Genomic DNA, 24,474 nt, shown 5'->3' with positions numbered 1-24,474 from the left:
GAGTGATGTTTATAACATCTCTTTTTTGCATTATTTTTTCGGACAACCTGCATGAATTACATTAAATCGATGACCCAGCAGAAACTCTGTTTTCTGTTAGCGGTATACATCGGCATATTTTTGAACCTTTCGGTTTTTTATAATCGTTTCATGGGCTTTGCTCAGGACTTTAGTCGCCTGAAAGGTTTCTCCATGGTCGCAGAGGTCGTGGCTTGTGTACTGGTCACTTTCTTTTTATTCCGTGTGTTATCCCTGTTTGGCCGTACCGTCTGGCGAATCCTCGCTACATTAATCGTGTTGTGCTCCGTTGGTGCCAGCTATTACATGACGTTGCTTAACGTCGTTATTGGCTACGGTATTATCGCCTCGGTTATGACCACAGATATCGACCTCTCGAAAGAAATTGTCGGCTATCAATTCGTATTGTGGATGGTTTTGGTCAGTGCTATTCCGTTGGTACTTATCTGGGGAAGCAAAACACGCGATACCCTGCTTAACCAATTGAAAACCCCAGGTCAGCGCATCAAAAACGTGGCCATTGTGCTGTTGGCTGGACTGATGGTTTGGGCACCACTGCGTTTACTTGGTAAACAACAAAATCGTACAGAAAAACGCTCCACGGTAGATATGCCAAGCTACGGCGGCGTGGTGGCTAACTCTTATCTGCCATCAAACTGGGTCTCAGCGTTGGGTCTTTTTGCTTGGGCTCAGGCTGATGAGTCCAACGACAATAGTTCGTTGCTCAACCCAGCGAAGAAGTTTACGTATGTCGCGCCAAAAGAGCTCGATGATACCTATGTTGTGTTTGTGATTGGCGAAACCACTCGCTGGGATCACATGGGTATTCTGGGTTATGACCGTGACACCACACCAAAACTCGCCCAGGAGAAAAACTTGGTCGCGTTCAGAGGTGAATCTTGCGATACCGCGACTAAGCTTTCGCTGCGTTGTATGTTCGTGCGTGAAGGCGGTGCGGAAGAGAATCCGCAGCGTACTCTGAAAGAGCAGAATGTCTTTGCGGTACTTAAACAGCTTGGTTTCAGCTCAAACCTTTTTGCGATGCAAAGTGAAGTCTGGTTCTACGGCAACACAATGGCAGATAACTTCTCTTACCGTGAGCAGATTGCTGCTGAACCGCGTAACCGCGGTAAGCAAGTCGATGACATGTTGCTGGTCGAAGAGATGAGACGCTCTGTTGACGAGCATCCTAACGGCAAGCATTTGATTGTGCTGCATACCAAAGGCTCGCACTTCTCTTACGTGCAACGTTACCCACGCAGCTACGCGAAATGGACTCCAGAGTGCGTCAGCATTGATAAAGAGTGCAGCAAAGAGCAGCTGATTAACGCTTTTGATAACTCAGTGCTGTATACCGATAGCGTGCTTGAACAAGTGATTTCTGAGCTGCGTGATAAGCGTGCGATTATTTTCTATGCCTCTGACCATGGTGAGTCTATCGACGAGCACAAACACCTGCACGGTACACCACGTAAAATGGCTCCACCTGAGCAGTTCCGTGTGCCGTTGCTGGTTTGGGCATCTGATAAATATCTGGAAAACCCGGATCGCGCACGTGAGTTTGCACATATGCAGGAACAGGCGAAAATGAAGGTGCCGCACCGCCATGTTGAGCTGTATGACACCATCATGGGTTGTCTGGGCTATACATCTCCAGACGGTGGTATTAACCAGAACAACAACTGGTGCCATGTGCCCGAAAAGAAAGCCGCACAGTAACTTTTTAGCCACATGTGCTGGAATTTAAAGCAAACAGACAGGATTTTCAGTTTCAGGGATTGACGGGTAAAACGGTGCGCAGTAAGATGCGCTCCGCATTCGGCGAGTAGCGCAGCTTGGTAGCGCAACTGGTTTGGGACCAGTGGGTCGGAGGTTCGAATCCTCTCTCGCCGACCAAATTTAGAAAAAGCCAACCTTCGGGTTGGCTTTTTTGCATCTGTAGTTTGAAGAGGATGAGAATCTCCGCAGGAGGTTTGAGCCGAGCGCAGCGAGACAACGTTGCTTCAGCAACGGCCCGTAGGGGAATAATCCTCTCTCGCCGACCAAATTCAAGAAAACCCAACCGCAAGGTTGGGTTTTTTTACGTCTGTAGTTTACCGCCACGCATCTGACATCTCGCTCACCCGCCCCACGTTAAACCCCTAACCTTGTAAAAATATCCGCTTCATCGTCCAACATCTGTCTTTATATGCTTTTGTGACATTTCCCATCGTATTTTGTTATGGAAAATCGTGGGTTAATACGCCATTGCTTATGTTTCATACCAGCATGATTCGCTGTAAGAGATATAGATCACAAAACTTATCGTTCAGATAATCAGCATCTGGCAAGAAATTTTACAGAAATAGCACAACTGCATACCACTCCCGCTCGTCTTTTAATCAGTGGATAATTCTGGTTACATGGCAGTAGCATAAATTTCCCTGCTGGAAACAGAGCGACTGGCTTTTTTTAAACTTTGTTCGCTGATTCTCACCTCGGTTGTAAATCCCCGTTACCTATATTGACGTTTTACTCATCTATTGACAGATTGTAGGGCGTGAGGGGCAAATTATGGACAGTCCGCACTACCACACAGCTAGCCTGACGAAAGGAACACCTGGCCTCACTACCGCCTCCGGGCATACCGAACGGACCGCACACAAATAACAAAGGTCTAACGGAAAAAACAACACGACATATGTCCCCGAATTATTTCTTGCTGTAGCACTGCGGTAACTGAACAAATCATTGTGAGCTTACTTGAGTACGCGATCGGTGTGAGTAAAGGCAGCCCGTAAAGCCGTGGCAAGAAAGATAAAGGGAACATCACAACGGAGCAGAAGAATGAGTCTTTCCTTGAAGAAGTCAGGGATGCTGAAGTTTGGTCTGAGCCTGGTGGCCTTGACCGTAGCAGCTAGCGTTCAGGCAAAAACCCTGGTTTATTGCTCAGAAGGTTCCCCAGAAGGTTTTAACCCGCAGTTGTTCACCTCTGGTACAACTTACGATGCCAGTTCAGTGCCAATCTATAACCGCTTGGTCGAGTTCAAAACTGGTACCACTGAAATTATCCCGGGCCTTGCTGAGAAATGGGAAGTCAGTGCAGACGGTAAAACCTATACCTTCCACCTTCGTTCAGGTGTGAAGTGGCAAGACAACAAAGATTTCAAACCAACGCGCGATCTGAATGCTGATGACGTCGTGTTTTCTTTTGATCGTCAGAAAAATGCCAACAACCCGTATCACAAAGTTTCTGGCGGCAGCTACGAATACTTCGAAGGCATGGGTTTATCTGACCTGATCAGCGAAATTAAGAAAGTGGACGACAATACCGTTCAGTTCGTGCTGACTCGTCCAGAATCACCATTCCTGGCCGATCTCGCCATGGACTTCGCCTCTATTCTTTCCAAAGAATATGCTGACAACATGATGAAAGCCGGTACGCCGGAAAAAACTGACCTGAACCCAATCGGTACCGGTCCGTTCCAGCTGCTGCAATACCAGAAAGATTCTCGCATTCTGTACAAAGCGTTCCCAGGCTACTGGGGCACCAAGCCGCAGATCGACCGTCTGGTCTTCTCCATCACGCCTGATGCGTCTGTGCGTTACGCCAAACTGCAGAAAAACGAGTGCCAGGTTATGCCGTATCCAAACCCGGCTGACATCGCTCGCATGAAACAAGATAAGAGCATCAACTTGATGGAACAGGCTGGCCTGAACGTGGGTTACTTGTCCTTCAACACCGAGAAAAAACCGTTTGATGACGTGAAAGTTCGTCAGGCGCTGACTTATGCGGTGAACAAAGAAGCGATCATCAAAGCGGTTTATCAAGGCGCAGGCACTGCGGCTAAAAACCTGATCCCACCAACCATGTGGGGCTACAACGATGACGTCAAGGATTACACCTATGATCCTGAGAAAGCAAAAGCGCTGCTGAAAGAATCCGGCCACGCTGACGGCTTCACCGTTGATCTGTGGGCAATGCCAGTACAGCGTCCGTACAACCCGAACGCTCGCCGTATGGCTGAGATGATTCAGGCTGACTGGGCGAAAGTCGGTGTGACCGCCAAAATCGTAACTTACGAGTGGGGCGAGTACCTGAAACGCGCTAAAGCCGGTGAACACCAGGCTGTGATGATGGGTTGGACTGGCGACAATGGGGACCCGGATAACTTCTTCGCGACTCTATTCAGCTGTGCCGCAGCAAAAGACGGTTCTAACTACTCTCGCTGGTGCTACAAGCCGTTTGAAGACCTGATTCAACCTGCGCGTGCCACAGACGATCACAACAAGCGTATCGAGCTGTACAAGCAAGCTCAGGTCGTGATGCATGACCAGGCTCCGGCGCTGATCGTTGCTCACTCCACGGTATATGAGCCAGTGCGCAAAGAAGTGAAAGGTTATGTGGTTGACCCATTGGGCAAACACCACTTTGAGAACGTGTCTGTCGAATAATAAATAACAGTAGCGTGCTTTATTCCCTCTCCCAATGGGAGAGGGTGAAAGATTTGTGAGCAATACAGACTGAAGGCTGCAAGGCTTTCAGTCACTACAGAGAATCCGGGTTATGTTGCAGTTCATCCTCCGACGTCTGGGGCTAGTTATCCCCACTTTTATCGGTATTACCCTTCTTACCTTCGCCTTCGTGCATATGATTCCCGGTGACCCGGTGATGATTATGGCCGGTGAGCGCGGTATCTCTCCTGAACGTCATGCTCAGTTGTTGGCTGAACTTGGCCTCGACAAGCCTATGTGGCAGCAATACGTCCATTATATTTGGGGCGTGATGCACGGCGACTTGGGCATTTCGTTAAAAAGCCGTCTTCCAGTGTGGGACGAGTTCGTACCGCGTTTTAAAGCGACCATGGAACTCGGTGTCTGCGCGATGTTGTTTGCCGTTGCCGTGGGTATTCCGGTTGGCGTGCTGGCTGCGGTTAAACGTGGTTCCGTGTTTGACCACACCTCTGTGGGCCTTGCTCTGACAGGCTACTCAATGCCAATTTTCTGGTGGGGTATGATGTTAATCATGCTGGTTTCCGTCTACTGGAACCTCACCCCGGTATCAGGGCGTGTCAGCGATACGGTATTCCTCGACGACACCTTGCCCCTCACCGGCTTCATGCTGATAGACACCGCTATATGGGGTGAGCCGGGCGACTTCATCGATGCAGTGATGCATATGATATTGCCAGCCGTGGTGCTCGGTACTATCCCGCTGGCGGTTATCGTGCGTATGACTCGCTCTTCAATGCTAGAAGTACTCGGTGAAGACTACATCCGTACCGCTCGTGCGAAGGGCCTGACGCGTATGCGCGTCATCGTGGTTCATGCGCTGCGCAACGCCATGCTGCCAGTTGTGACGGTTATCGGCCTGCAAGTCGGTACGTTGCTGGCGGGTGCCATCCTGACGGAAACCATCTTCTCCTGGCCGGGCCTTGGCCGCTGGCTGATTGATGCGTTGCAACGTCGTGACTACCCGGTAGTACAGGGCGGCGTATTGTTGGTCGCGACGATGATTATCCTCGTGAACCTGATCGTCGACTTACTGTACGGCGTGGTGAACCCGCGTATACGCCATAAGAAATAAGGGGCCATCATGACGCAATTAACTGAAAACAAAGTGGTAGCGGCGCCAGTTCCAATGACGCCATTCCAGGAATTCTGGCACTACTTTAAACGTAACAAAGGGGCGGTCATCGGCCTGGTGTATGTCACCGCGATGATCTTGATCGCCATATTCGCCAACGTGCTAGCACCACACGGCCCGGCAGAACAGTTCCGTGATTCACTGCTGCACCCACCGGTCTGGCAGGATGGCGGCAGTTGGCAGTTCCTGCTCGGTACTGACGACGTAGGCCGCGACATCATGGCTCGCCTGATGTACGGCGCGCGTCTGTCGCTGCTGGTAGGTTGCCTGGTGGTTTTGCTGTCGCTGATTATGGGCGTGGTGCTCGGCCTGGTGGCAGGTTACTTCGGCGGCATTATCGACAACATTATTATGCGTGTTGTCGACATTATGCTGGCGCTGCCGAGTCTGCTGTTGGCGCTGGTACTGGTGGCGATTTTCGGCCCGTCGATAGTCAACGCTTCGTTGGCGCTCACCTTCGTCGCCTTGCCGCACTATGTGCGACTGACGCGCGGTGCGGTGCTGGTGGAAGTGAACCGCGATTACGTAACCGCTTCGCGCGTTGCGGGTGCAGGTTCCATGCGTCAGATGTTCATCAACATTCTGCCAAACTGTCTTGCACCGCTTATCGTGCAGGCCTCTCTTGGCTTCTCTAACGCCATTCTCGATATGGCCGCTCTCGGCTTCCTCGGCATGGGTGCGCAACCGCCAACACCGGAGTGGGGCACAATGCTTTCCGATGTGTTGCAGTTCGCGCAAAGTGCCTGGTGGGTGGTCACCTTCCCTGGTGTCGCCATCCTGCTGACGGTGCTGGCATTTAACCTGATGGGTGACGGGCTGCGTGATGCACTCGATCCTAAACTCAAGCAGTAAAGGGCTACGTAATGGCGTTATTGAATGTAAATAAATTATCGGTGCATTTCGGCGACGAAAAGACACCGTTCCGTGCCGTAGACCGCGTGAGTTACAGCGTAAATCAAGGCGAAGTTGTCGGTATCGTTGGGGAATCTGGTTCCGGTAAATCGGTCAGCTCGCTGGCGATTATGGGGCTGATTGATTACCCAGGCCGCGTGATGGCTGAAAAGCTGGAGTTTAACGGCCAGGATCTGCAAAAGATTTCTGAGAAAGAACGTCGCAACCTGGTCGGTGCTGAAGTGGCGATGATCTTCCAGGACCCGATGACAAGCCTCAACCCTTGTTACACCGTTGGTTTCCAGATTATGGAAGCTATCAAGGTGCACCAGGGCGGCAACAAGAAAACCCGCGTTCAGCGTGCTATCGACCTGCTGAACCTGGTGGGTATTCCCGATGCGGCTTCGCGTCTGGACGTTTACCCGCACCAGCTTTCCGGCGGTATGAGCCAGCGCGTCATGATCGCGATGGCGATTGCCTGTCGCCCTAAGCTGTTGATTGCCGACGAACCGACCACCGCACTGGACGTGACCATCCAGGCGCAAATCATCGAACTGTTACTGGAACTCCAGCAAAAAGAGAACATGGCGCTGATTCTTATCACCCATGACCTCGCGCTGGTGGCTGAAGCGGCACACAAAATCATCGTGATGTACGCCGGGCAAGTGGTGGAAACGGGGGCTTCGCAAGATATCTTCCGTGCGCCGCGTCACCCGTACACTCAGGCGTTGCTGCGTGCGCTGCCTGAGTTTGCACAGGACAAAGCGCGTCTGGCCTCGCTGCCGGGTGTGGTTCCGGGTAAGTACGACCGCCCGAACGGCTGCCTGCTCAACCCACGCTGCCCGTATGCCACCGACAAATGTCGCAGCATAGAGCCAGAACTGAATATGGTGGATAACGGACGTCAGTCCAAATGCCACTTCCCACTCGATGATGCCGGGAGGCCAACGCTATGAGTACCGATAAGGCCACTGCGCAACCTCTGTTGCAGGCCATCGACCTGAAAAAACACTACCCGGTGAAGAAGGGCTTTTTCGGCCAGGAACGCCTGGTAAAAGCGCTGGATGGCGTTTCATTTGAACTCGAACGCGGCAAAACGCTGGCCGTGGTAGGCGAATCTGGCTGTGGTAAATCCACGCTGGGCCGCCTGCTGACGATGATCGAAATCCCGACCGGTGGTGAACTGTATTATCAGGGCCAGGATCTGCTCAAGCCTGATGAAACAGCTGAAAAGCTGCGTCGCCAGAAAATCCAGATTGTGTTCCAGAACCCGTATGGCTCGCTGAACCCACGTAAAAAAGTGGGGCAAATCCTTGAAGAGCCACTGCAAATCAACACCAACCTGAGCAAAGCCGAACGCCGTGAAAAATCGCTGGCGATGATGGCGAAAGTTGGCCTGAAAACCGAGCATTACGACCGCTACCCGCATATGTTCTCCGGCGGCCAGCGCCAGCGTATCGCTATCGCCCGTGGCCTGATGCTCGACCCGGACGTGGTGATCGCCGATGAACCGGTTTCTGCTCTCGACGTTTCTGTGCGAGCGCAGGTGTTGAACCTGATGATGGACTTGCAGCAGGAAATGGGGCTGTCTTATGTGTTTATCTCCCACGATTTGTCTGTGGTTGAACACATCGCCGACGAAGTGATGGTGATGTATCTGGGGCGCTGTGTAGAGAAAGGGACGAAAGATCAGATCTTCTCAAACCCACTCCACCCGTACACTCAGGCGCTGCTTTCTGCGACACCTCGTCTGAATCCGGACGACCGCCGCGAACGCATCAAACTTACCGGTGAACTGCCAAGCCCGCTGAACCCGCCTCCAGGCTGCGCGTTCAACGCCCGCTGCCGCCGCCGTTTTGGGCCGTGCACGCAGTTGCAACCGCAGCTCAAAGAGTACGGCGGCCAACTGGTGGCGTGTTTCGCTGTTGATCAGGATGAGAACGGGGAAATTCGTTAACAAGAGTGTGAGCATGGAAGCTCTGTTGTTTTCCGTTCAGCCGAACGTTTGGTTATCTCTGTAAGCGTTGTAAATGGTGAACGTGCCAGGTGGCTCATGCTGTACTGAACGCCAGCCCCCTGGCGACCCCCGCGCCCGGCAAGTAAATCGCTGCTGCGCGGTAAACCCCGATTATTTCCCCAACACTCAGGGGCGTTCGCGACTCGTTCCAGGCGATCGCTCGGTTTTACTGTCGGTTGTCCATTCGCCGCGAATGGGGCGGGAAAACTCAGAAATCGCGGAAGGTGTTCCTGGGGTGGACTACCGCTTACATGCCATCTTCTATCGCATCCGCGATAACGATATTTTTATCCTCAGAATATTGCATCATAAAATGGAGCCGTTAGTGCATTTTAGTGAACTTTAGATCGTTAAAACTACATGCCCCTATCGACCAAATTCAGGGATTATAGTTCCGCACAAAGCGGAAGGTTGAGGTGAGGGCGACAAGTTTCTTTTTCTCCTTAATTCCCATAAATTAACCACACAAAAAGTGGATAATTATCAAAAATAACCCCAGCGATTTCCTTATTGTCATATTCCTCCTACAAACCCTGTCGTATTTGTCCTACAAAACTCCCTAAAAACATTTATTTTCCTAATAAAGTTAATCTCCATCGTGAAATATTAGTGGGCTATAAATATTCCTTTATGTGTGTTGAATCACAAAAAAAGTCTGCTACCTTTATCGATCAGAATTAAATGGCGTTTAATCACAAATCTATGCATCTTCATGCTTAGATAGATATTAATAAGAAAAAAAGGTGGAGAAATGACCTCCTGAGCCTATATATTGGCTTGAAATGCCGTCGATTTATCAAAAAAAGAATAATAAAATAAGTAATGATAACGCATGGCAATTAATAATGATTCATGAAGTCAATAAGTCATAATCATTAACTAAAAAACCTTTTTAATAGTATTGGTATAAGCTTTGAATAACTATCTCATCGAAACGTCTTATAAATCATGAGTGTCGCAATGAAAAACTATGATGACTTGCAGCGATTCAAGGATAAGACCCGCACAGGCGCTATCGAATTCAAGGATATGTCGGCGCAAAATCAGCAATCAGAAGCCAGTAACTGGACGATAATTAAACAGTTAATGAATACTGGCGATGATGATTCTGTGCTTGCTCAGGCCGGGAGTATTTCTGTTCCTGCGCCGCAAGCAGTGAAGGCTGATGAGTTTGATGCCAGCCACTTCAGGCCGATTACGGCACAACCTATCAGTAACACTGCATCACAGGGCTCGATTCTCAACAGCCTGAATAGTGCATTGCCTGAAGCTAAGTCTACGATTTCGCAGCCCGAGCCTGGTAAACCGACCACTAATACATTATTTGAACAACTGGCCCCCGTGGTTGCACCACCTGAACCGGTTATAGAACCCATAAAAGAAATCGTGAAACCTGCCGCTGTTTCAGCGCCGCAGGCCTCTGCGCCGGTAAAAACAGAGCCCGTGCGTTTTGACAAACTGTTCGCAGCCAAAGGGAATACGGCGCGGAGTCATCCCGCCAAAGACTTACCGCTGCAACCGTTGCTGGAGATGATTGCGTCATGCCGCTAGTCTGTGTTTGCTCGCCAAAAGGCGGAGTAGGAAAAACCACGGTTACCGCCAATCTGGCGTATGCGTTGGCTCGCGCAGGTAGCAAAGTGTTAGCCATTGATTTTGATGTGCAGAACGCGCTGCGCCTGCACTTTGGTGTGCCTTTGTCTGATGGACGGGGTTATGTCGCTAAAGCCATTGAATCGGCAGACTGGAGCCAGTCAGTTCTGACGGCAGGCAGTAATATGTTTGTACTGCCATATGGTGACGTCACTGAAGATCAAAGACTTGAGTTTGAACAGCGTCTGACTAACGACAGCCACTTTCTGTTACGCGGGTTAAGCACTTTGCTGAACTATCCAGGCCTTGTGATTATTGCTGATTTCCCCCCAGGGCCGAATCCTGCACTGAAAGCCGTATCGCATCTGGCCGACTTGCATCTGGTGACGATGCTTGCGGATACAGCTTCACTTTCCCTATTGCCGCATATTGAAAATCACCGCTTGATTGGCGAGCCGCTAAACAATAAAGCAGGATATTATTTTGTGCTCAACCAAAGTGATAACCGCCGTCATATAAGCCGCGACGTCACTGCATTTATGCAGCAACGTCTTGGCGATCGCCTGCTTGGTGTTATTAACCGCGATGAAAGTGTGGCTGAAGCTAACGCCTCTCAGCAATCAATATTCGATTTCAGCCCAGCTTCCGCTGCGGCTTTTGATATTGAGCTTATTAGTAAACGCGTAGCCGCTCTTCTCGGTATAAAAATTGGTGATGGCGCGGTTCACACCGCCTTAAGAACGTCAAATTTCTGACAATCATTCAGGATGTCCTATGAAAAAGGTCCTGTTCTATTTACTGCTATTGGTGTTGGCACCAATAGCAGTGCTGATCATCATTACGCCTATGGATAGCCAGAAGCAGTATATCTTTGGCTTTATCAGTCTCGCGATAATGTTTGTATTAGGTTTTAGCAAAAAGCACAGCGTGTCGATAATCATGATGCTGGTCTCGGTCTTGATGTCGACGCGTTATATTTATTTTCGCGCCACCCAAACGCTGCACTTTAATTCTGAAATAGAAGCCATCCTCGGAATAGGGCTATTTTTAGCTGAGCTATTTATCTGGGTTATTTTATTACTGAGCTATCTGCAAACTTCTTTCCCGTTAAAGAGAGGGATTGTACCGTTGCCGGACGATACGTCGACCTGGCCGACGGTGGACGTTTATATTCCCAGCTACAACGAAAGCCTCGATGTGGTGCGCGATACCGTACTGGCCGCGCAATGTATCGACTACCCGCGCGATAAGATCAAAATCTATCTGCTCGATGACGGTAAGCGGCGCGAGTTTGCGGTTTTTGCGGCAGACGTCGGTGTGGGTTACATCACGCGAAACGACAACTCGCATGCCAAAGCCGGTAACCTCAATCACGCCATGAAGCTGACCAAAGGTGAGCTGATTTGCGTCTTTGACTGCGACCACGTAGCCACGCGTATTTTCCTGCAAGCGACGGTTGGCGCATTCCTGAAAGATCCAAAACTGGCACTGTTGCAGACGCCTCACTACTTCTATTCACCCGATCCGTTTGAACGCAATTTATCGGGTGGACGCAATATCCCTAACGAAGGTTCGTTGTTCTACGGCCCAATTCAGCAAGGTAACGATAACTGGAACGCGACATTCTTCTGTGGCTCTTGCGCCGTGATTCGTCGCAGCGCGCTTGAAGAGATTGGTGGATTTGCCGTTGAAACCGTAACTGAAGATGCTCACACCGCGCTGAAGATGCAGCGCCTTGGCTGGAAATCCGCATTCCTGGATATTCCGCTGGCGGCAGGGCTTGCGACTGAGCGCCTGGTGCTGCACGTGATTCAGCGAACCCGCTGGGCGCGCGGCATGACGCAAATATTCCGGATGGATAACCCGTTGTTTGGCCGTGGCCTGACGTGGCAACAGCGCTGCTGTTATCTCAGTGCGATGCTCTACTTCCAGTTCGCTTTGCCGCGTGTGGCGTTTCTCACCGCACCGCTGGCGTATTTGCTGTTTAACCTAAACATCATTCACTCGTCAGCAAGCCTGATTTTCGCTTATGCATTGCCGCACCTGCTGCTCACTATCTATCTGAACTCCCGAATGAACGGGCGTTACCGCTACAGCTTCTGGGGTGAAATTTACGACCTGGTGCTGGCGTTCCACCTGGTTTTGCCAACGGTTATCACGATGATTTTCCCGAAACGCGGCAAGTTCAACGTGACGGACAAAGGTGCGCTGCTGAACGTAGGTTACTTCGATTTCAGCGTGGTGCGACCCCACGTGATTATCGCGGTGTTGCTGACGGTGGCGGTCATCGCCGGGATAGTGCGCGCCTGTGCGCATGATTACTTTGGCGTCGACCCGAACGTTATTGCACTCAACGTTGGTTGGGGCTTATACAGCCTGGTGTTCTTGCTGGCGGCTATAGCGGTTGCCCGTGAAACGCGCCAGACGCGTAAAACCATCCGTATTGATGTTGAAGTGCCAGTCGTTATTCACTACGCCAGCGGTATCTCATCGCGCAGTAATACACTCGATTTGTCGATGGGTGGCTGCCGAATTGCGGTACCGGATGACCGACACCTCACCGATGAAATCGAAGAGATCGAGCTGCAACTGAAATCCGGTTCAATCAGTATTCCGGTACAAGTGGTTGCCAGCGATGAACAGGCGATTCGCCTGCAGTTTGAAGAGATTCCTCTGGACCGTCGCCGTGAACTGGTGCGTGTGGTTCTGGCGCGTGCTGATGCGTGGATTAACCCGCCAAAGCCGCAGGACAACCCATTCCGTTCCCTGTTAATCATTATTCGTTGTGTATTTGACCTGTTCTGGCTGACGTGGAAATCACGCCGCGAAAATCGCCGTTTACGTCAGGAAGAAGCAAGACGTATGGCAGCTGCTGGCGAGGACAACGTTGCATGAAACGGATGACCTATAAAGTTTGCCAGTTGTTGCTCGCATTTAGTGTACTGACTTCACCGATTATGGCCGAAGAGCCTACGACAGTGGAGTCGTTGCTTCCGGTAGATTTACCGGCTCCGGGGCAAGATGCCGTGGAGTCGCAAGATTCTATGCCAGCACCAGAAACGGTGCCTGTACCCGATCCTGTGCAAGCTCCAACGCCGGTTCCTGCTCCTGCGGCGGCACCATCGGTCTTTGTTCCGGGGAGTGTCAGCAGTATTACTATGGCGCAAATGGGCCAGCCGCGCGGTATTACGCTCAGCGGCGGCCAGTTGCAGGCGGGGATTGATTTCACGCTGCCGTCGGATCAGGTCATTACCAACGCACAATTGGCGCTGAACCTAAAAGTGTCTCCGGCAATGGCGGCACGAAATACTACATTGCAGTTGATGATGAATGGTCAGCCGCTAGGGACTGTTCCGCTGGGTTCTGCCGATAGCGATGTGTCGAGCTACCAGTTGGAAATTCCGGCGGCGATGGTGGTATCGAGCAACAATATCAGCTTCAAAATTAATGATGGCGATGCCTTACTGTGCCTGCGCGACCTGTCAGAAAAATACCAGGTCACCATCATGCCGAATACGCGCCTGGACCTGGAAGGGCAGCAGCTCAATATTGGCGCAGACCTCAGCCATTTCCCACGCCCGTTCTTTGACGCGATGCAAATGACTCCGGCTGCTGTGACATTTGCCTTCCCGGCAAAAACGTTACCAGAGCAAGTGAGTGCTGCGGCATTAGTCGCTTCCTGGTTGGGGATTGAGGCGGATTACCGCGGCATCTCCTTTAACGCATTGCGCGACACACTGCCGGAGAAGAACGGTATTCTGTTTGGTAAATCTGGCGAGCAGATTGGCGGCCTGACGCTGCCAGTCACGCAAAAGCCGATGCTGCAAATTATCGATAATCCAGGCAACCCTGTTTATAAACTGCTGCTGGTAGTGGGTAATTCAGACCAGCAACTGCGTGCTGCGGCATGGCGTTTAACTCAGGGTAAATTCCCTGGGCAAACTGCAAGCACAGCGGTAGAAAACCAGACAATCCCGGTGAGCAAAGCGTATGACGCACCGCGTTGGATACCGACCGATCGTCCGGTGCGTTTGACCGAACTGATGCGCAAAGATCAAAGCCTGACGGCGACGGGCATCTGGCATGAGCCGTTAAGCGTTGCCTTCCGAGCGGCCCCGGACCTGTTCTTATGGGATGGTGAAACCATTCCCGTGAAACTTGGCTACCGCTTCCCAACGGAGAGCTGGATTGATGAAGAGCGTTCTTATCTTTCTCTGACCTTCAACGGCACATTCTTGCACAACCTGCCGGTGAACAAACAAGGCGCGCTGGAAACCCTGTGGCGCAAAGTGGGTGGAGATGCGCGTCAGGAAGATTACAACCTGGCGCTGGAGCCTTACCTGATTTACGGCGACAACCAGTTGTCGTTGTACTTCAATATCCAGACCAAAGAAACGGCACCGTGTAGCGTACTGCTCAATAACAACATCAAGAGTCGTATTGATGAAAACTCATCAATTGATTTGAGCAAAACGCGCCACTTCTCGCTGCTGCCAAATCTGTCTTACTTCGTGGGGGCATCGTTCCCGTTCTCACGCTTTGCTGACTTCGCACATACCGTGTTGCTGCTGCCAGAAAACCCAGGTGAGACTGAAATCAGCACACTCCTGAATATGGCGGCACGGTCAGGCAATGCGACCGGAACGTCGCTTAATAATAACGCCGTGATGTTCGGGGTGCCGACGGCGGGTGCCAACCTGCAACGCCTCGAAGAAAGCCACGTGCTTGCGGTTTCTACCATCAACAAAAATACCTTTAACAAAACGCTGTTGGCTCAGTCGCCGTTTACCAGCAACGAACACTCATTCGGTGTGCGTGAACGTTCAATTTGGCAAAAAGTACAAAGCTGGCTTGAAGGCGATTGGGGCTCAACCGGTATTGCCGCCGACCGTTACTTCTCCTCTAACGAGGCATGGCGTGGGTTTGTCAGCTTCCGCTCGCAGTGGAACCCTGACCGCGTGGTGGTGATGGCAATTGGCAGCAATGACGAACAGCTTTCACGCCTTCAGACCGACTTAGCCTCGGCACGCATTAACGCCGGAATTCGTGGTGATGCCTCAATCATTACCGATGAAAACGGCGTGCGCAGCTTCCGGGTTGGCCAACAGTTCCCAAGCGGCCAAATGCCCTGGTACATGATGGTGGTCTGGTATGCCAACCAGCATTCTGCACTGCTGGCCATTTTAGGTTTGTTGTTCGCCACAGTGATTGGCTTGAGCTTGTATGCCTTACTGAAAAAACGCGCGCATAAACGTCTTAATCCTCAGGATGATGGTAAGTAAAGGTGGTGCTCATGAATCATAAAAACAAAACCGCCCGTCGCTTGTTAACTCTGTGCTTCTTTGGCGGCCTGACGTTCGGCGCCCAGGCTGCGGAAAACAATCCGGCATTAAAAGCGCTGTTTGACCAGGCTAATTACTGGCATGAAAAGTCGCATGACGAGCTGGCAAAAGAAGCGCTGCAAAAAGTGCTGATGGTTGATGCCAATAACACACAGGCGATGTACCTGATGGCGTTGTGGGCACAGCAGGCTGGGGATATCAAAGGTGCTGCCCAATGGCGCGAACGCCTTGCGGCTGTATCGCCACAAGATAACAATTTGCAGGCACTCGATAATGCGAAACAAATTCAGCAAATCCCGCGCGGGCAGCTGGATTTGGCGCGTCAGCAGGCGCGAAGCGGCAACATTCCCGCCGCACTTGCCACCTGGCGCAGCTTGTTTAACGGCGATCAGCCACCGCCAAGCCTCGCACCAGAATATTATCTGACGATGGCGGGTGATAAATCACTGTATCCGCAAGCTGTGGCGGGTTTGCGCCAGTTTGTCGCGCAAAACCCGCAGGATAACGGCGGGAAGATTGCGCTGGGTAAAGTGCTGACCTATCAGGAAGGTACGCGACGTGAAGGGATAGATCTGCTGCAGAATATGGCGAGCGGCAGCTCAGACGCTGATAAATCGCTGCGTCAGGCATTGTTGTGGCTTGGCCCAACGGCGAGTGACGAAACCTATTATCAAACCTTCCTGCAACGCCATCCAAAAGACATGGCGGTACAAGACCATTACCGTAAAAGTATTGGTGGTACAGCGAAAGGTGAAGGTTTTACCGCACTCAATAGCGGCAATACTGATGCGGCAAAAAGCCAGTTTGAACAAGTGCTGCAAACCAACCCGCAAGATGCCGATGCGCTGGCAGGTATGGGTTACATCGCCCAGCGCAAAGGTGATTACACTGCTGCATCGGAATACTTAAACCGTGCGGCAAGCCTCGGCGGCGACCAGTCAGATGAACGCAAACAGCAAGCTGATGACGCCGCATTTTACGGGCAACTGGCGAGCGCTCAGGCAGCATTTAAACAGGGCAATGTCAGCCAGGCGCTGGCACTCAGTGCGCCTCTGGCGCAGCAAAGTGGTGAGCGTGGTGCCGCGGCGAAATTATTCCGCGCCGATGTTCAGCGCCACAATAAAGATTACGCCGCCGCAGAGCAGACATTGCGCGGTATTTTGAGCGAGCAGCCAAATAATGGCTCAGCCCGTGAAAACCTCTACTACGTGCTGCGTGAGCAGAATAAAACCGCCGAAGCGCAGGCTATGTTGCAAACCTTGCCTGCAAGCTTACAAGCGAAGTTGCAGCCGCGAGTTTCCGGTGGCAACCCAACTGACCCAGTGCGCCGCCAGGCACAACAGGCGGCAGCAAATGGCGATCCACAACGTGCCATCGCCATTTTGCAGCAAGGTGTTGCACGCTATCCGTCAGATCCATGGTTGCGTCTTGATTTAGCTCGCCAGCTACAAAAACAAGGCAACAGTGCGGAAGCCAGCAACGTGATGGCGCCATCTTTCCGGCCGAATGCTTCCAATACTGAGCTCTATGCAGGCGCTTTGTTTGCTAGCGAAAACAACGCCTGGCAGCAATCGCAGACTTTGCTGTCGCGCATACCGGCTTCCAGCCAGACCAGCGATATGCGCACACTTGCGGCGCGTGTGAACTACAACCTGCAAATGTCAGTTGCGGAACGTTATCTGGCGCAGGGTGATACCGTTGCTGCGGCTAATACCTTAAAAGCACTGGCGACACGCCCACCGCAAAGCCCGGCAGACGCTGGCAAACTGGCAAAAATGTTGGCGCAAGCTGGTGATGTCAGTACTGCCGTGGCGATTGTGCGCGGCAATATGAGTCGTGGTGTGCAGGGCAACGCGGGCGACTATGGCGACCAGATTGCCGTACTTAATCAGGCAGGGCTTGGGCGTGAAGCGCAGGCGTTTCTTGCTAATCCAGAATTGCAGTCGCGCAGCACGCCAACTCAGCTTGCCAGCGTTCGCAATGGCTACGTGATCAACGAAGCTGACCAGCTTCGGACTCAAGGCAATTATGCGGCAGCGTACGACAAACTGATACGCGCCATGCAGAGCGACCCGCAAAATACCGACCTGATGTTTGCGATGGCTCGTTTGTATCAGTCCGGCAAAATGAACAAAGAAGCTGGCGTGGTTTACGACTATCTGATGACCCGTGACACGCCTGAGCAAGATGCGCGCGCGGGTGCTATCGATGTCGCACTCGCGAGCAAGGATGTGGATAAAGCGAAGCAGCTAGCCGCGGGTTTGCGTAACGATGAAACACCGGATCGCTTGCTGTTGCTGGCGCGTGTGGCGGAAGCTGATGGCAACCACCAACAGGCGATGAGCTATTTGCGCACTGCGCGTGGAAAACTGCTTGGCCTTCAAGGTGTGGGTGATGGCACTGCTCCGACATTGGGTGGCCTGGCGTTGGCGGATAACCCGTTTACCCCGAAAACTACTGTCGCCCCGCAAACGGCGTCCAATTCACTGTACGGCGAAGCGATGCCGTGGCAAGTCGCTCAACTGGCACGTAATCCGCAAACTGCATATCCGGGCACGACGCGTACCGATCTGCCAGTAGAAACGGCTCAGGCAGGCACGTTGCGCCAGGTGGATAACATGATGGAGCAGTTAACCGACAAAACGGCCACATGGGCACGAGGTGCGGTATCTGTACGTGGTCGCGATGGTGAAAGTGGCCTGAGCAAACTCACCGAGATAAAGGCACCGCTACAGTGGTCAACGGTGCCATTTGGCGATTCGCGTTTAGATCTTAACGTTACGCCAATTAGTCTGAATGCCGGTAGCTCGTCAGAGGAATCCAGCCGTCGTTTTGGTACGGGAGCATTAATTCAAGGGGAAGTTGCCAAGGATTTGTATGACTCCTCAACCACTACACCGCCTGAACTGCCAAATATCGACAAGATCAAGGTGCCTTCACAAGGCTCGCAAAGCACTGCGGGGGTAGAGGTCGCCATGGCGTTAACGGGTGAGCAGTACAAACTTGATGTCGGCTCAACACCGTTAGGTCAGGATTTGAATACTGTTGTTGGTGGCGTGCAGTGGTCACCACAACTGACTGACTACCTGAAATTGATTTTGACCGGCGAGCGCCGTGCGGTAGTCGACAGCCTGCTCTCTTATGTCGGCGTGGAAGATAAATACAGCGGCAAAAAATGGGGCCAGGTCACCAAGAACGGCGGTAGCGCGCAGTTGAGCTACGACGATGGTGATGCCGGTTTCTACGCAGGTGTCGGGCTGTATAACTACATCGGTGAAAACGTACCGAGTAACGACAACTTCACCGGAAATGCGGGTGTTTATATTCGTCCATATCGTGCTGATGACCGCGAGCTGAAAACCGGTATCAGTATGACTTACATGGACTTCTCGAAAAACCTCAGCTACTTCAGTTATGGGCAAGGCGGCTACTTTAGCCCGCAGGACTATATCAGCGTCTCCTTCCCGGTGGATTACACGCAGAAGTTTGATAACTGGAATATGTCTGTTGGCGCGTCGCTGGGTTATCAGTCGTACAGCCAGGACGAAAGCCCGTATTTCCCGACTGACGCAGCCATGCAATCACAACTGGAAGATTACGTCTCCAGAGGTTTTGCCAAAGAGGCGTGGTACAGCGGTAGTAGCGAAAGCGGTATGGGCTATAACTTGCGTGCCGCAGCCGACTACAAAGTTAATAAAGATATGACGATTGGTGGTCAGGTCGGCTATGACACCTTTGGTGATTACAACGAAAGTACCGCGCAACTCTACTTCCGTTACCTGCTGGGGAATAATTAATCATGAATGACGCGCAGCTTTTGCAGTATTTTCAAAATCAGCAGACGCAACCGGGTTGGTTTTCTCTGCTCCACATCATGATAGACAGCATGGTGGCGAATGCAGGCGAAGCGGAAAGCCGCCAGTTTCTGATACAAATGGGTGATACGTTGGCCGGGCGTCACCCGTTAGCATTAGCGCGAACTGTGGGTGAGCTCGAAACGCAGATAAATGTTCAGCTCGCACGTTTCAACTGGGGCTATATTGATATCGAAGCCAGCGAAACGGCGATGTTGATCCGCCACATGGCTTTACCTGTTCCTGCGGATGAAGCGCAACAGGCTTCCTGGAATAGCGCGTTTAGCGCGGTTCTGGAAGGAGTATACGCCCGCTGGTTACGCGATCAGGGCGGAAAACCGCATGTGTCGCTGTGGCGTGAATCTTCACCGTCTGCAACAGTGGTACACTTTCGATATCAAAACAGTCGATGAGGTGCTTCGATGTGGCAGCGATGCAAGACGCTGATAGTGGCAGTGTTTGCCTTGATTTTTAGTCAGCAAGCGCTGGCTGATAATGCATGGGATAGCTATAAATCACGGTTTTTAATGCCTGATGGTCGCATCGTCGACACCGGCAATAAAAACGTTAGCCACACCGAAGGTCAGGGCTTTGCCATGATGATGGCGGTGGTCAACGATGATCAAGCCAGTTTCGATAAAATGTGGGACTGGACGCGAAAAACCCTGAAAAATCCCGAAAACGGTCTGTTTTACTGGAGATACAACCCGATCGAGGCACAGCCGATCACCGATAAAAATAACGCCACCGATGGCGATACTTTTATCGCATGGGCGTTGCTTAAGGCGGGAACAAAGTGGCAAAACCAGGGTTATCTCAACGAATCAGATGCGATTACCAAGGCACTGGTTGCACATAACGTGGTCCGTTTTGCGGGTTACCAGGTGATGCTGCCCGGAGCCAAAGGCTTTAATCTCAATAGTTATGTGAACCTTAACCCTTCCTATTTTATTCTTCCGGCCTGGCAGGATTTTGCTAACCGCAGCCATTTAATGGTGTGGAAGGATTTGATTAGCGACGGGCAGAAGTTGTTGGGGAAAATGCACTTTGGTGATCCACAACTCCCTTCGGACTGGGTTTCACTCTATTCCGATGGCCGTACTGTTCCGGCAAAAGAGTGGCCTGCCCGTTTTAGTTACGATGCGATCCGCGTTCCGCTGTACGTATCATGGTTTAACCATAGCAGCCCGGAGCTTCAGGTTTACAAAAACTGGTGGGGACGCTTTGCACGCGACAAAACTCCTGCCTGGGTGAATGTGACAACCGGCGATCCCGCGCCATATATGATGAACGGTGGATTGTTGGCGGTACGCGATTTAGTGCTCCAGTCGGCAAGTGTTGAGCAGCCGCAAATTATGGCTCAGGACGATTATTATTCTGCGAGTTTGAAGATGCTGGTGGCTTTGTCGGTGAGGTGATTTTTGATAGTGCGCAGCCCCCTCACCCTAACCCTCTCCATCAGGAGAGGGAACATCCTGAAGATTTCCCTGATAAGCCAGCCTCAACACCTAAACATCGCTACAATGCAGTATACTCAGCCTGCTTAAGAATATGCCCTATACGGCACGGTAATTGCGGAGAGTAAGTTTGCGAGTCAGTCGTTCATTAACGATTAAACAAATGGCAATGGTGTCAGCCGTTTCCATATTGTTTATTTTCATTTTTATCGTGGTACAGCTTTTCCACTTTGTGCAGCAAAGCCGCTACGACACTGCAAGCCAGATGGAGAAAATCGCCCATTCGGTGCGTATTCCTCTGTCTGCAGCAATCCTTAAAGCAGATATTCCTCAGGCTGAATTCATTCTTAATCAAATACAACCCTCCGGGATTATCAGCCGGGCAGATGTTGTTTTACCTAATCAGTTCCAGGCGTTACGCCAGAGCTTTGCACCGGAACGCCCGATTCCAATGTGGATTGCTCGCCTGTTTGAGCTCCCGGTGCAAATTTCGTTACCGCTGTATTCACTTGAGCGCCCGGCAAACCCGCAGCCGTTGGCCTATCTGGTGCTGCAGGCGGATTCCTGGCGGATGTACAAATTCATCATCAGTACGATTTCCACGTTGCTGACCACATATTTGCTACTGGCGCTGATTCTCTCGGTTGCCATCAGCTGGTCGATTAACCGTTTAATTGTGCACCCGATCCGCAAAATCGCTCGTGAGCTTGACAGCTTGAGTCCGCAAGATGCGGCGAGTCATCAGCTCAAACTGCCGCATCTTCATCATGACGATGAGATTGGGATGCTGGTGCGCAGCTATAACCGCAATCAACAAATGTCGCTGCGCTTGCATGAAGAAATGAGCGCTGTGAGCACCCGGAACACGCTCACAGAACTGCCAAATAAAGCCCTGTTCCTGGCGTTGCTTGAACAACTCACGGCGAGTGGGAAGAACAGCACACTGATCGTGATTGCCAGCGAAACCTTGCAGGATGCAGCGGGCGTGTTAAATGAAGAGCAGCGCGAAATGCTGTTGCTGACGCTGGTCGAAAAAATTAAAAGTGTTCTCTCGCCGAATATGGTTCTGGCACAGCTTAGTGGCAACGACTTCGGCATTATTGCGCATGGTGTTCAGGACGCCTGGCAGGCGATGGCACTGGCAAAGCAAATACTCACGGTGCTCAACGAAAAATTACCGATTCAATCGATCTCCCTTAAACCTACGGCCAGCATCGGTATTGCGATGTATCACGGCGGTTTGGCAGCAGAACAATTGTATCGTCGTGCAGTATCGGCGGCATTTTCCGCCCGCCGCCATGGCAAAAATCAGATTCAATTCTTTGACCCTGAACAGATGGAACTGGCTCAACGCCATCTGACTCAGGAACACGATTTAGTGAACGCTTTAGAGAACCAGCAGTTCGCGATATGGCTGCAACCACAGGTCAACATGCGTACCCGCGAAGTTGTGAGCGCAGAGGTTTTGCTGCGTATGCAACAGCCTGATGGCAGCTGGGCGTTACCTGACGATTTGATTGAGCGTATTGAAGATTGTGGTCTGATGTTCACCATCGGCAACTGGGTACTTGAAGAAGCGTGCCGCGTCCTGGCGGGTTGGCAGAGCCAGGGCATCACGATGTCGTTATGTGTGAATGTCTCTGCACACCAGTTGCTGCACGAAGAAATGGGCTCTTCACTGTTAGAGTTGTTGACGCGTTACCGTATTCAGCCGGGCATGTTGACTCTGGAAGTGACGGAAAGTCATCATATCGACGATCCCAAAAAAGCGATCGGCATTTTGCGGCCTCTGCGTAAAGCCGGAGTGCGCATCGCACTGGATGACTTTGGGATGGGCTATGCCAGCCTGCGCCATTTGCACCATTTGAAAGCGCTGCCGGTAGATACCCTGAAACTCGACAAGAGCTTTATCGATGGCTTGCCGGAAGACAGTGCGATGGCTGGCGTGATTATCGGTATGGCGAAAACCCTGGGGCTGAAACTGGTTGCTGAAGGGATTGAGAACCAGGCTCAGTGTGACTGGCTATTAAACGAAGGCGTGACTCTTGCACAGGGGTACCTGTTCTCCAGAGCCATGACACTTAAAGAGTTTGATGCGCAGTATCTATCTACCGCTCAATAGTAAATTATTTGTTGTGAATGTTACTTGGCTGGCGCGAGTCAGTTCAATTATTTAACAATTATGTTTACAAATTAGCGCTATATCACTTCTGGGTGTTTTTGAGGGTGTTATTTTTGGTGCCGCAAACCGAAAGGTTTTGTGGAATCTCTACCTCTCAAGGACACCCTATGAAACTCTCTCTCTTCAAAAGCCTCTACTTCCAGGTTCTTACGGCGATAGCCGTCGGCATCTTGCTGGGACATTTCTACCCGGAAATAGGCGCACAGATGAAACCGCTCGGCGATGCGTTTGTTAAATTGATTAAAATGATTATCGCCCCGGTTATCTTCTGTACGGTTGTGACCGGCATCGCTGGCATGGAAAGCATGAAAGCTGTGGGCCGCACGGGTGCTGTGGCACTACTCTATTTCGAAGTAGTCAGCACTATTGCGCTGATCATCGGCCTGATTGTCGTCAACGTCCTGCAGCCAGGGGCAGGTATGAACGTTGACCCGGCAACGCTTGATGCGAAAGCCGTGGCGATTTATGCCGAGCAGGCGCAGCAACAGGGCGTGACCGCGTTCTTATTGGATGTGATTCCGGGCAGCGTGATTGGTGCGTTTGCCAGTGGCAATATCTTGCAAGTGTTGCTGTTTGCAGTGTTGTTTGGTTTTGCACTGCATCGCCTGGGCCACAAAGGGCAATTGATTTTCAACGTGATTGAAAGTTTCTCGCAGGTCATTTTCGGCATCATCAATATGATCATGCGCCTTGCGCCAATCGGTGCTTTCGGTGCCATGGCGTTTACCATCGGTAAATATGGTGTGGGCTCGTTGGTGCAGCTCGGCCAGCTGATTATCTGCTTCTACATCACCTGTATTTTATTCGTGGTGTTGGTGTTAGGTTCTATCGCCAAAGTGACCGGTTTCAGCATCTTCAAATTTATCCGTTACATCAAAGAAGAGCTGCTGATTGTGCTGGGTACATCTTCGTCTGAATCTGCGCTGCCAAGAATGCTCGATAAAATGGAAAAACTCGGCTGCCGCAAATCGGTTGTGGGGCTTGTGATTCCAACCGGTTACTCGTTTAACCTAGATGGTACCTCCATTTATCTGACGATGGCGGCGGTGTTTATCGCGCAGGCAACCAACAGCCATATGGATATCTTCCATCAAATCACGCTGCTGGTGGTGTTGCTGCTCTCCTCCAAAGGAGCGGCGGGTGTGACCGGAAGCGGCTTCATTGTGTTGGCTGCGACCATCTCCGCTGTCGGGCATCTGCCGGTAGCAGGACTAGCGCTGATTCTGGGTATTGACCGCTTTATGTCGGAAGCCCGTGCGCTAACAAACCTAGTCGGTAACGGTGTTGCGACGGTCGTAGTGGCGAAGTGGGTGAAGCAACTGGATGAGAAACAGTTGAAAGAAACTCTTGATAATCCACAATCTGCAAAAAAAGTGAGCGAAGTCTCGTCTTAACCCCCTCAATTGCCCGCAGCGACTTGCCCTCGCTGTGGGCTGCTGCGCATAATTGACCCCTGAGCCATTTTCTTTGGCGTTTTTTTCAATTTTAAAGTGACGT

16 protein-coding genes, 1 tRNA gene and 1 other RNA gene are annotated in these 24,474 nt (G+C 51.5%); all 18 read left to right on the top strand.

Features of this window, described 5'->3' with window-relative positions:
* Nucleotides 1–51: 51 nt before the first annotated feature.
* The 18 genes from eptB to M977_RS10590 all read left to right on the top strand — a co-directional run bounded on the left by eptB (nucleotide 52) and on the right by M977_RS10590 (nucleotide 24,371).
* Nucleotides 52–1,737, top strand: a complete 1,686-nt coding sequence (gene eptB / locus M977_RS10670) for a kdo(2)-lipid A phosphoethanolamine 7''-transferase (RefSeq protein ID WP_064514769.1) — start codon at nucleotides 52–54, stop codon at nucleotides 1,735–1,737.
* Nucleotides 1,738–1,837: 100 nt separating this feature from the next.
* A tRNA-Pro gene (locus M977_RS10665) sits at nucleotides 1,838–1,914 on the top strand.
* A 35-nt stretch (nucleotides 1,915–1,949) separates the two neighbouring features.
* Nucleotides 1,950–2,063: non-coding RNA, RtT sRNA (locus M977_RS10660), on the top strand.
* 781 nt (nucleotides 2,064–2,844) lie between these two features.
* Complete coding sequence (dppA, locus tag M977_RS10655; protein ID WP_064514767.1) at nucleotides 2,845–4,452, top strand: dipeptide ABC transporter periplasmic-binding protein DppA; 1,608 nt, start codon at nucleotides 2,845–2,847, stop codon at nucleotides 4,450–4,452.
* Between the two features lie 112 nt (nucleotides 4,453–4,564).
* The gene (dppB, locus tag M977_RS10650; RefSeq protein WP_034460620.1) at nucleotides 4,565–5,584 is read left to right on the top strand and encodes a dipeptide ABC transporter permease DppB; all 1,020 of its coding nucleotides are present in this window, start codon (nucleotides 4,565–4,567) and stop codon (nucleotides 5,582–5,584) included.
* Nucleotides 5,585–5,593: 9 nt separating this feature from the next.
* Nucleotides 5,594–6,496 carry a dipeptide ABC transporter permease DppC gene (gene dppC, locus M977_RS10645; RefSeq protein WP_064514764.1) on the top strand — a complete coding sequence of 301 codons (903 nt, stop codon included), beginning with the start codon at nucleotides 5,594–5,596 and terminating at the stop codon, nucleotides 6,494–6,496.
* An 11-nt stretch (nucleotides 6,497–6,507) separates the two neighbouring features.
* A complete protein-coding gene (gene dppD / locus M977_RS10640) occupies nucleotides 6,508–7,491 on the top strand; it encodes a dipeptide ABC transporter ATP-binding protein (protein WP_064514762.1) in 984 nt (327 codons plus the stop codon).
* Nucleotides 7,488–8,492 (top strand): dipeptide ABC transporter ATP-binding subunit DppF, encoded by a 1,005-nt coding sequence (gene dppF / locus M977_RS10635; RefSeq protein ID WP_064514760.1) that lies wholly within the window; start codon nucleotides 7,488–7,490, stop codon nucleotides 8,490–8,492. Before dppD ends, dppF begins: the two co-directional genes overlap by 4 nt.
* Nucleotides 8,493–8,565: 73 nt before the next feature.
* Nucleotides 8,566–8,898, top strand: coding sequence for a type II toxin-antitoxin system RelE/ParE family toxin (locus M977_RS26120; RefSeq protein WP_083962930.1), 333 nt, complete (start codon nucleotides 8,566–8,568; stop codon nucleotides 8,896–8,898).
* A gap of 614 nt (nucleotides 8,899–9,512) precedes the next feature.
* Nucleotides 9,513–10,103 (top strand): cellulose biosynthesis protein BcsO, encoded by a 591-nt coding sequence (gene bcsO / locus M977_RS10630; RefSeq protein ID WP_064514758.1) that lies wholly within the window; start codon nucleotides 9,513–9,515, stop codon nucleotides 10,101–10,103.
* Nucleotides 10,094–10,897, top strand: a complete 804-nt coding sequence (gene bcsQ, locus M977_RS10625) for a cellulose biosynthesis protein BcsQ (protein ID WP_034460607.1) — start codon at nucleotides 10,094–10,096, stop codon at nucleotides 10,895–10,897. The genes bcsO and bcsQ overlap by 10 nt, the downstream gene beginning before the upstream one ends.
* A 19-nt stretch (nucleotides 10,898–10,916) precedes the next feature.
* A complete protein-coding gene (bcsA, locus tag M977_RS10620) occupies nucleotides 10,917–13,037 on the top strand; it encodes a UDP-forming cellulose synthase catalytic subunit (RefSeq protein ID WP_064514756.1) in 2,121 nt (706 codons plus the stop codon).
* The gene (gene bcsB / locus M977_RS10615; protein WP_064514754.1) at nucleotides 13,034–15,424 is read left to right on the top strand and encodes a cellulose biosynthesis cyclic di-GMP-binding regulatory protein BcsB; all 2,391 of its coding nucleotides are present in this window, start codon (nucleotides 13,034–13,036) and stop codon (nucleotides 15,422–15,424) included. The genes bcsA and bcsB overlap by 4 nt, the downstream gene beginning before the upstream one ends.
* Nucleotides 15,425–15,435: 11 nt before the next feature.
* On the top strand, nucleotides 15,436–19,281 hold the full coding sequence (locus M977_RS10610) for a cellulose biosynthesis protein BcsC (protein ID WP_064514752.1): 3,846 nt from the start codon (nucleotides 15,436–15,438) through the stop codon (nucleotides 19,279–19,281).
* A gap of 2 nt (nucleotides 19,282–19,283) precedes the next feature.
* Complete coding sequence (gene bcsD, locus M977_RS10605; RefSeq protein WP_064514750.1) at nucleotides 19,284–19,751, top strand: cellulose biosynthesis protein BcsD; 468 nt, start codon at nucleotides 19,284–19,286, stop codon at nucleotides 19,749–19,751.
* Between the two features lie 9 nt (nucleotides 19,752–19,760).
* The gene (locus tag M977_RS10600) at nucleotides 19,761–20,756 is read left to right on the top strand and encodes a family 8 glycosyl hydrolase (protein ID WP_064514748.1); all 996 of its coding nucleotides are present in this window, start codon (nucleotides 19,761–19,763) and stop codon (nucleotides 20,754–20,756) included.
* 169 nt (nucleotides 20,757–20,925) lie between these two features.
* Nucleotides 20,926–22,917 carry a biofilm formation regulator HmsP gene (gene hmsP, locus M977_RS10595; RefSeq protein WP_064514746.1) on the top strand — a complete coding sequence of 664 codons (1,992 nt, stop codon included), beginning with the start codon at nucleotides 20,926–20,928 and terminating at the stop codon, nucleotides 22,915–22,917.
* 167 nt (nucleotides 22,918–23,084) lie between these two features.
* Nucleotides 23,085–24,371 carry a dicarboxylate/amino acid:cation symporter gene (locus M977_RS10590; RefSeq protein ID WP_064514745.1) on the top strand — a complete coding sequence of 429 codons (1,287 nt, stop codon included), beginning with the start codon at nucleotides 23,085–23,087 and terminating at the stop codon, nucleotides 24,369–24,371.
* Nucleotides 24,372–24,474: the final 103 nt, after the last annotated feature.

Source organism: Buttiauxella gaviniae ATCC 51604, from assembly GCF_001654835.1.
Lineage (GTDB): Bacteria > Pseudomonadota > Gammaproteobacteria > Enterobacterales > Enterobacteriaceae > Buttiauxella > Buttiauxella gaviniae.
Note: the sequence above shows the minus strand (reverse complement) of the source record. Positions and strands in the feature narration are given on the sequence as shown.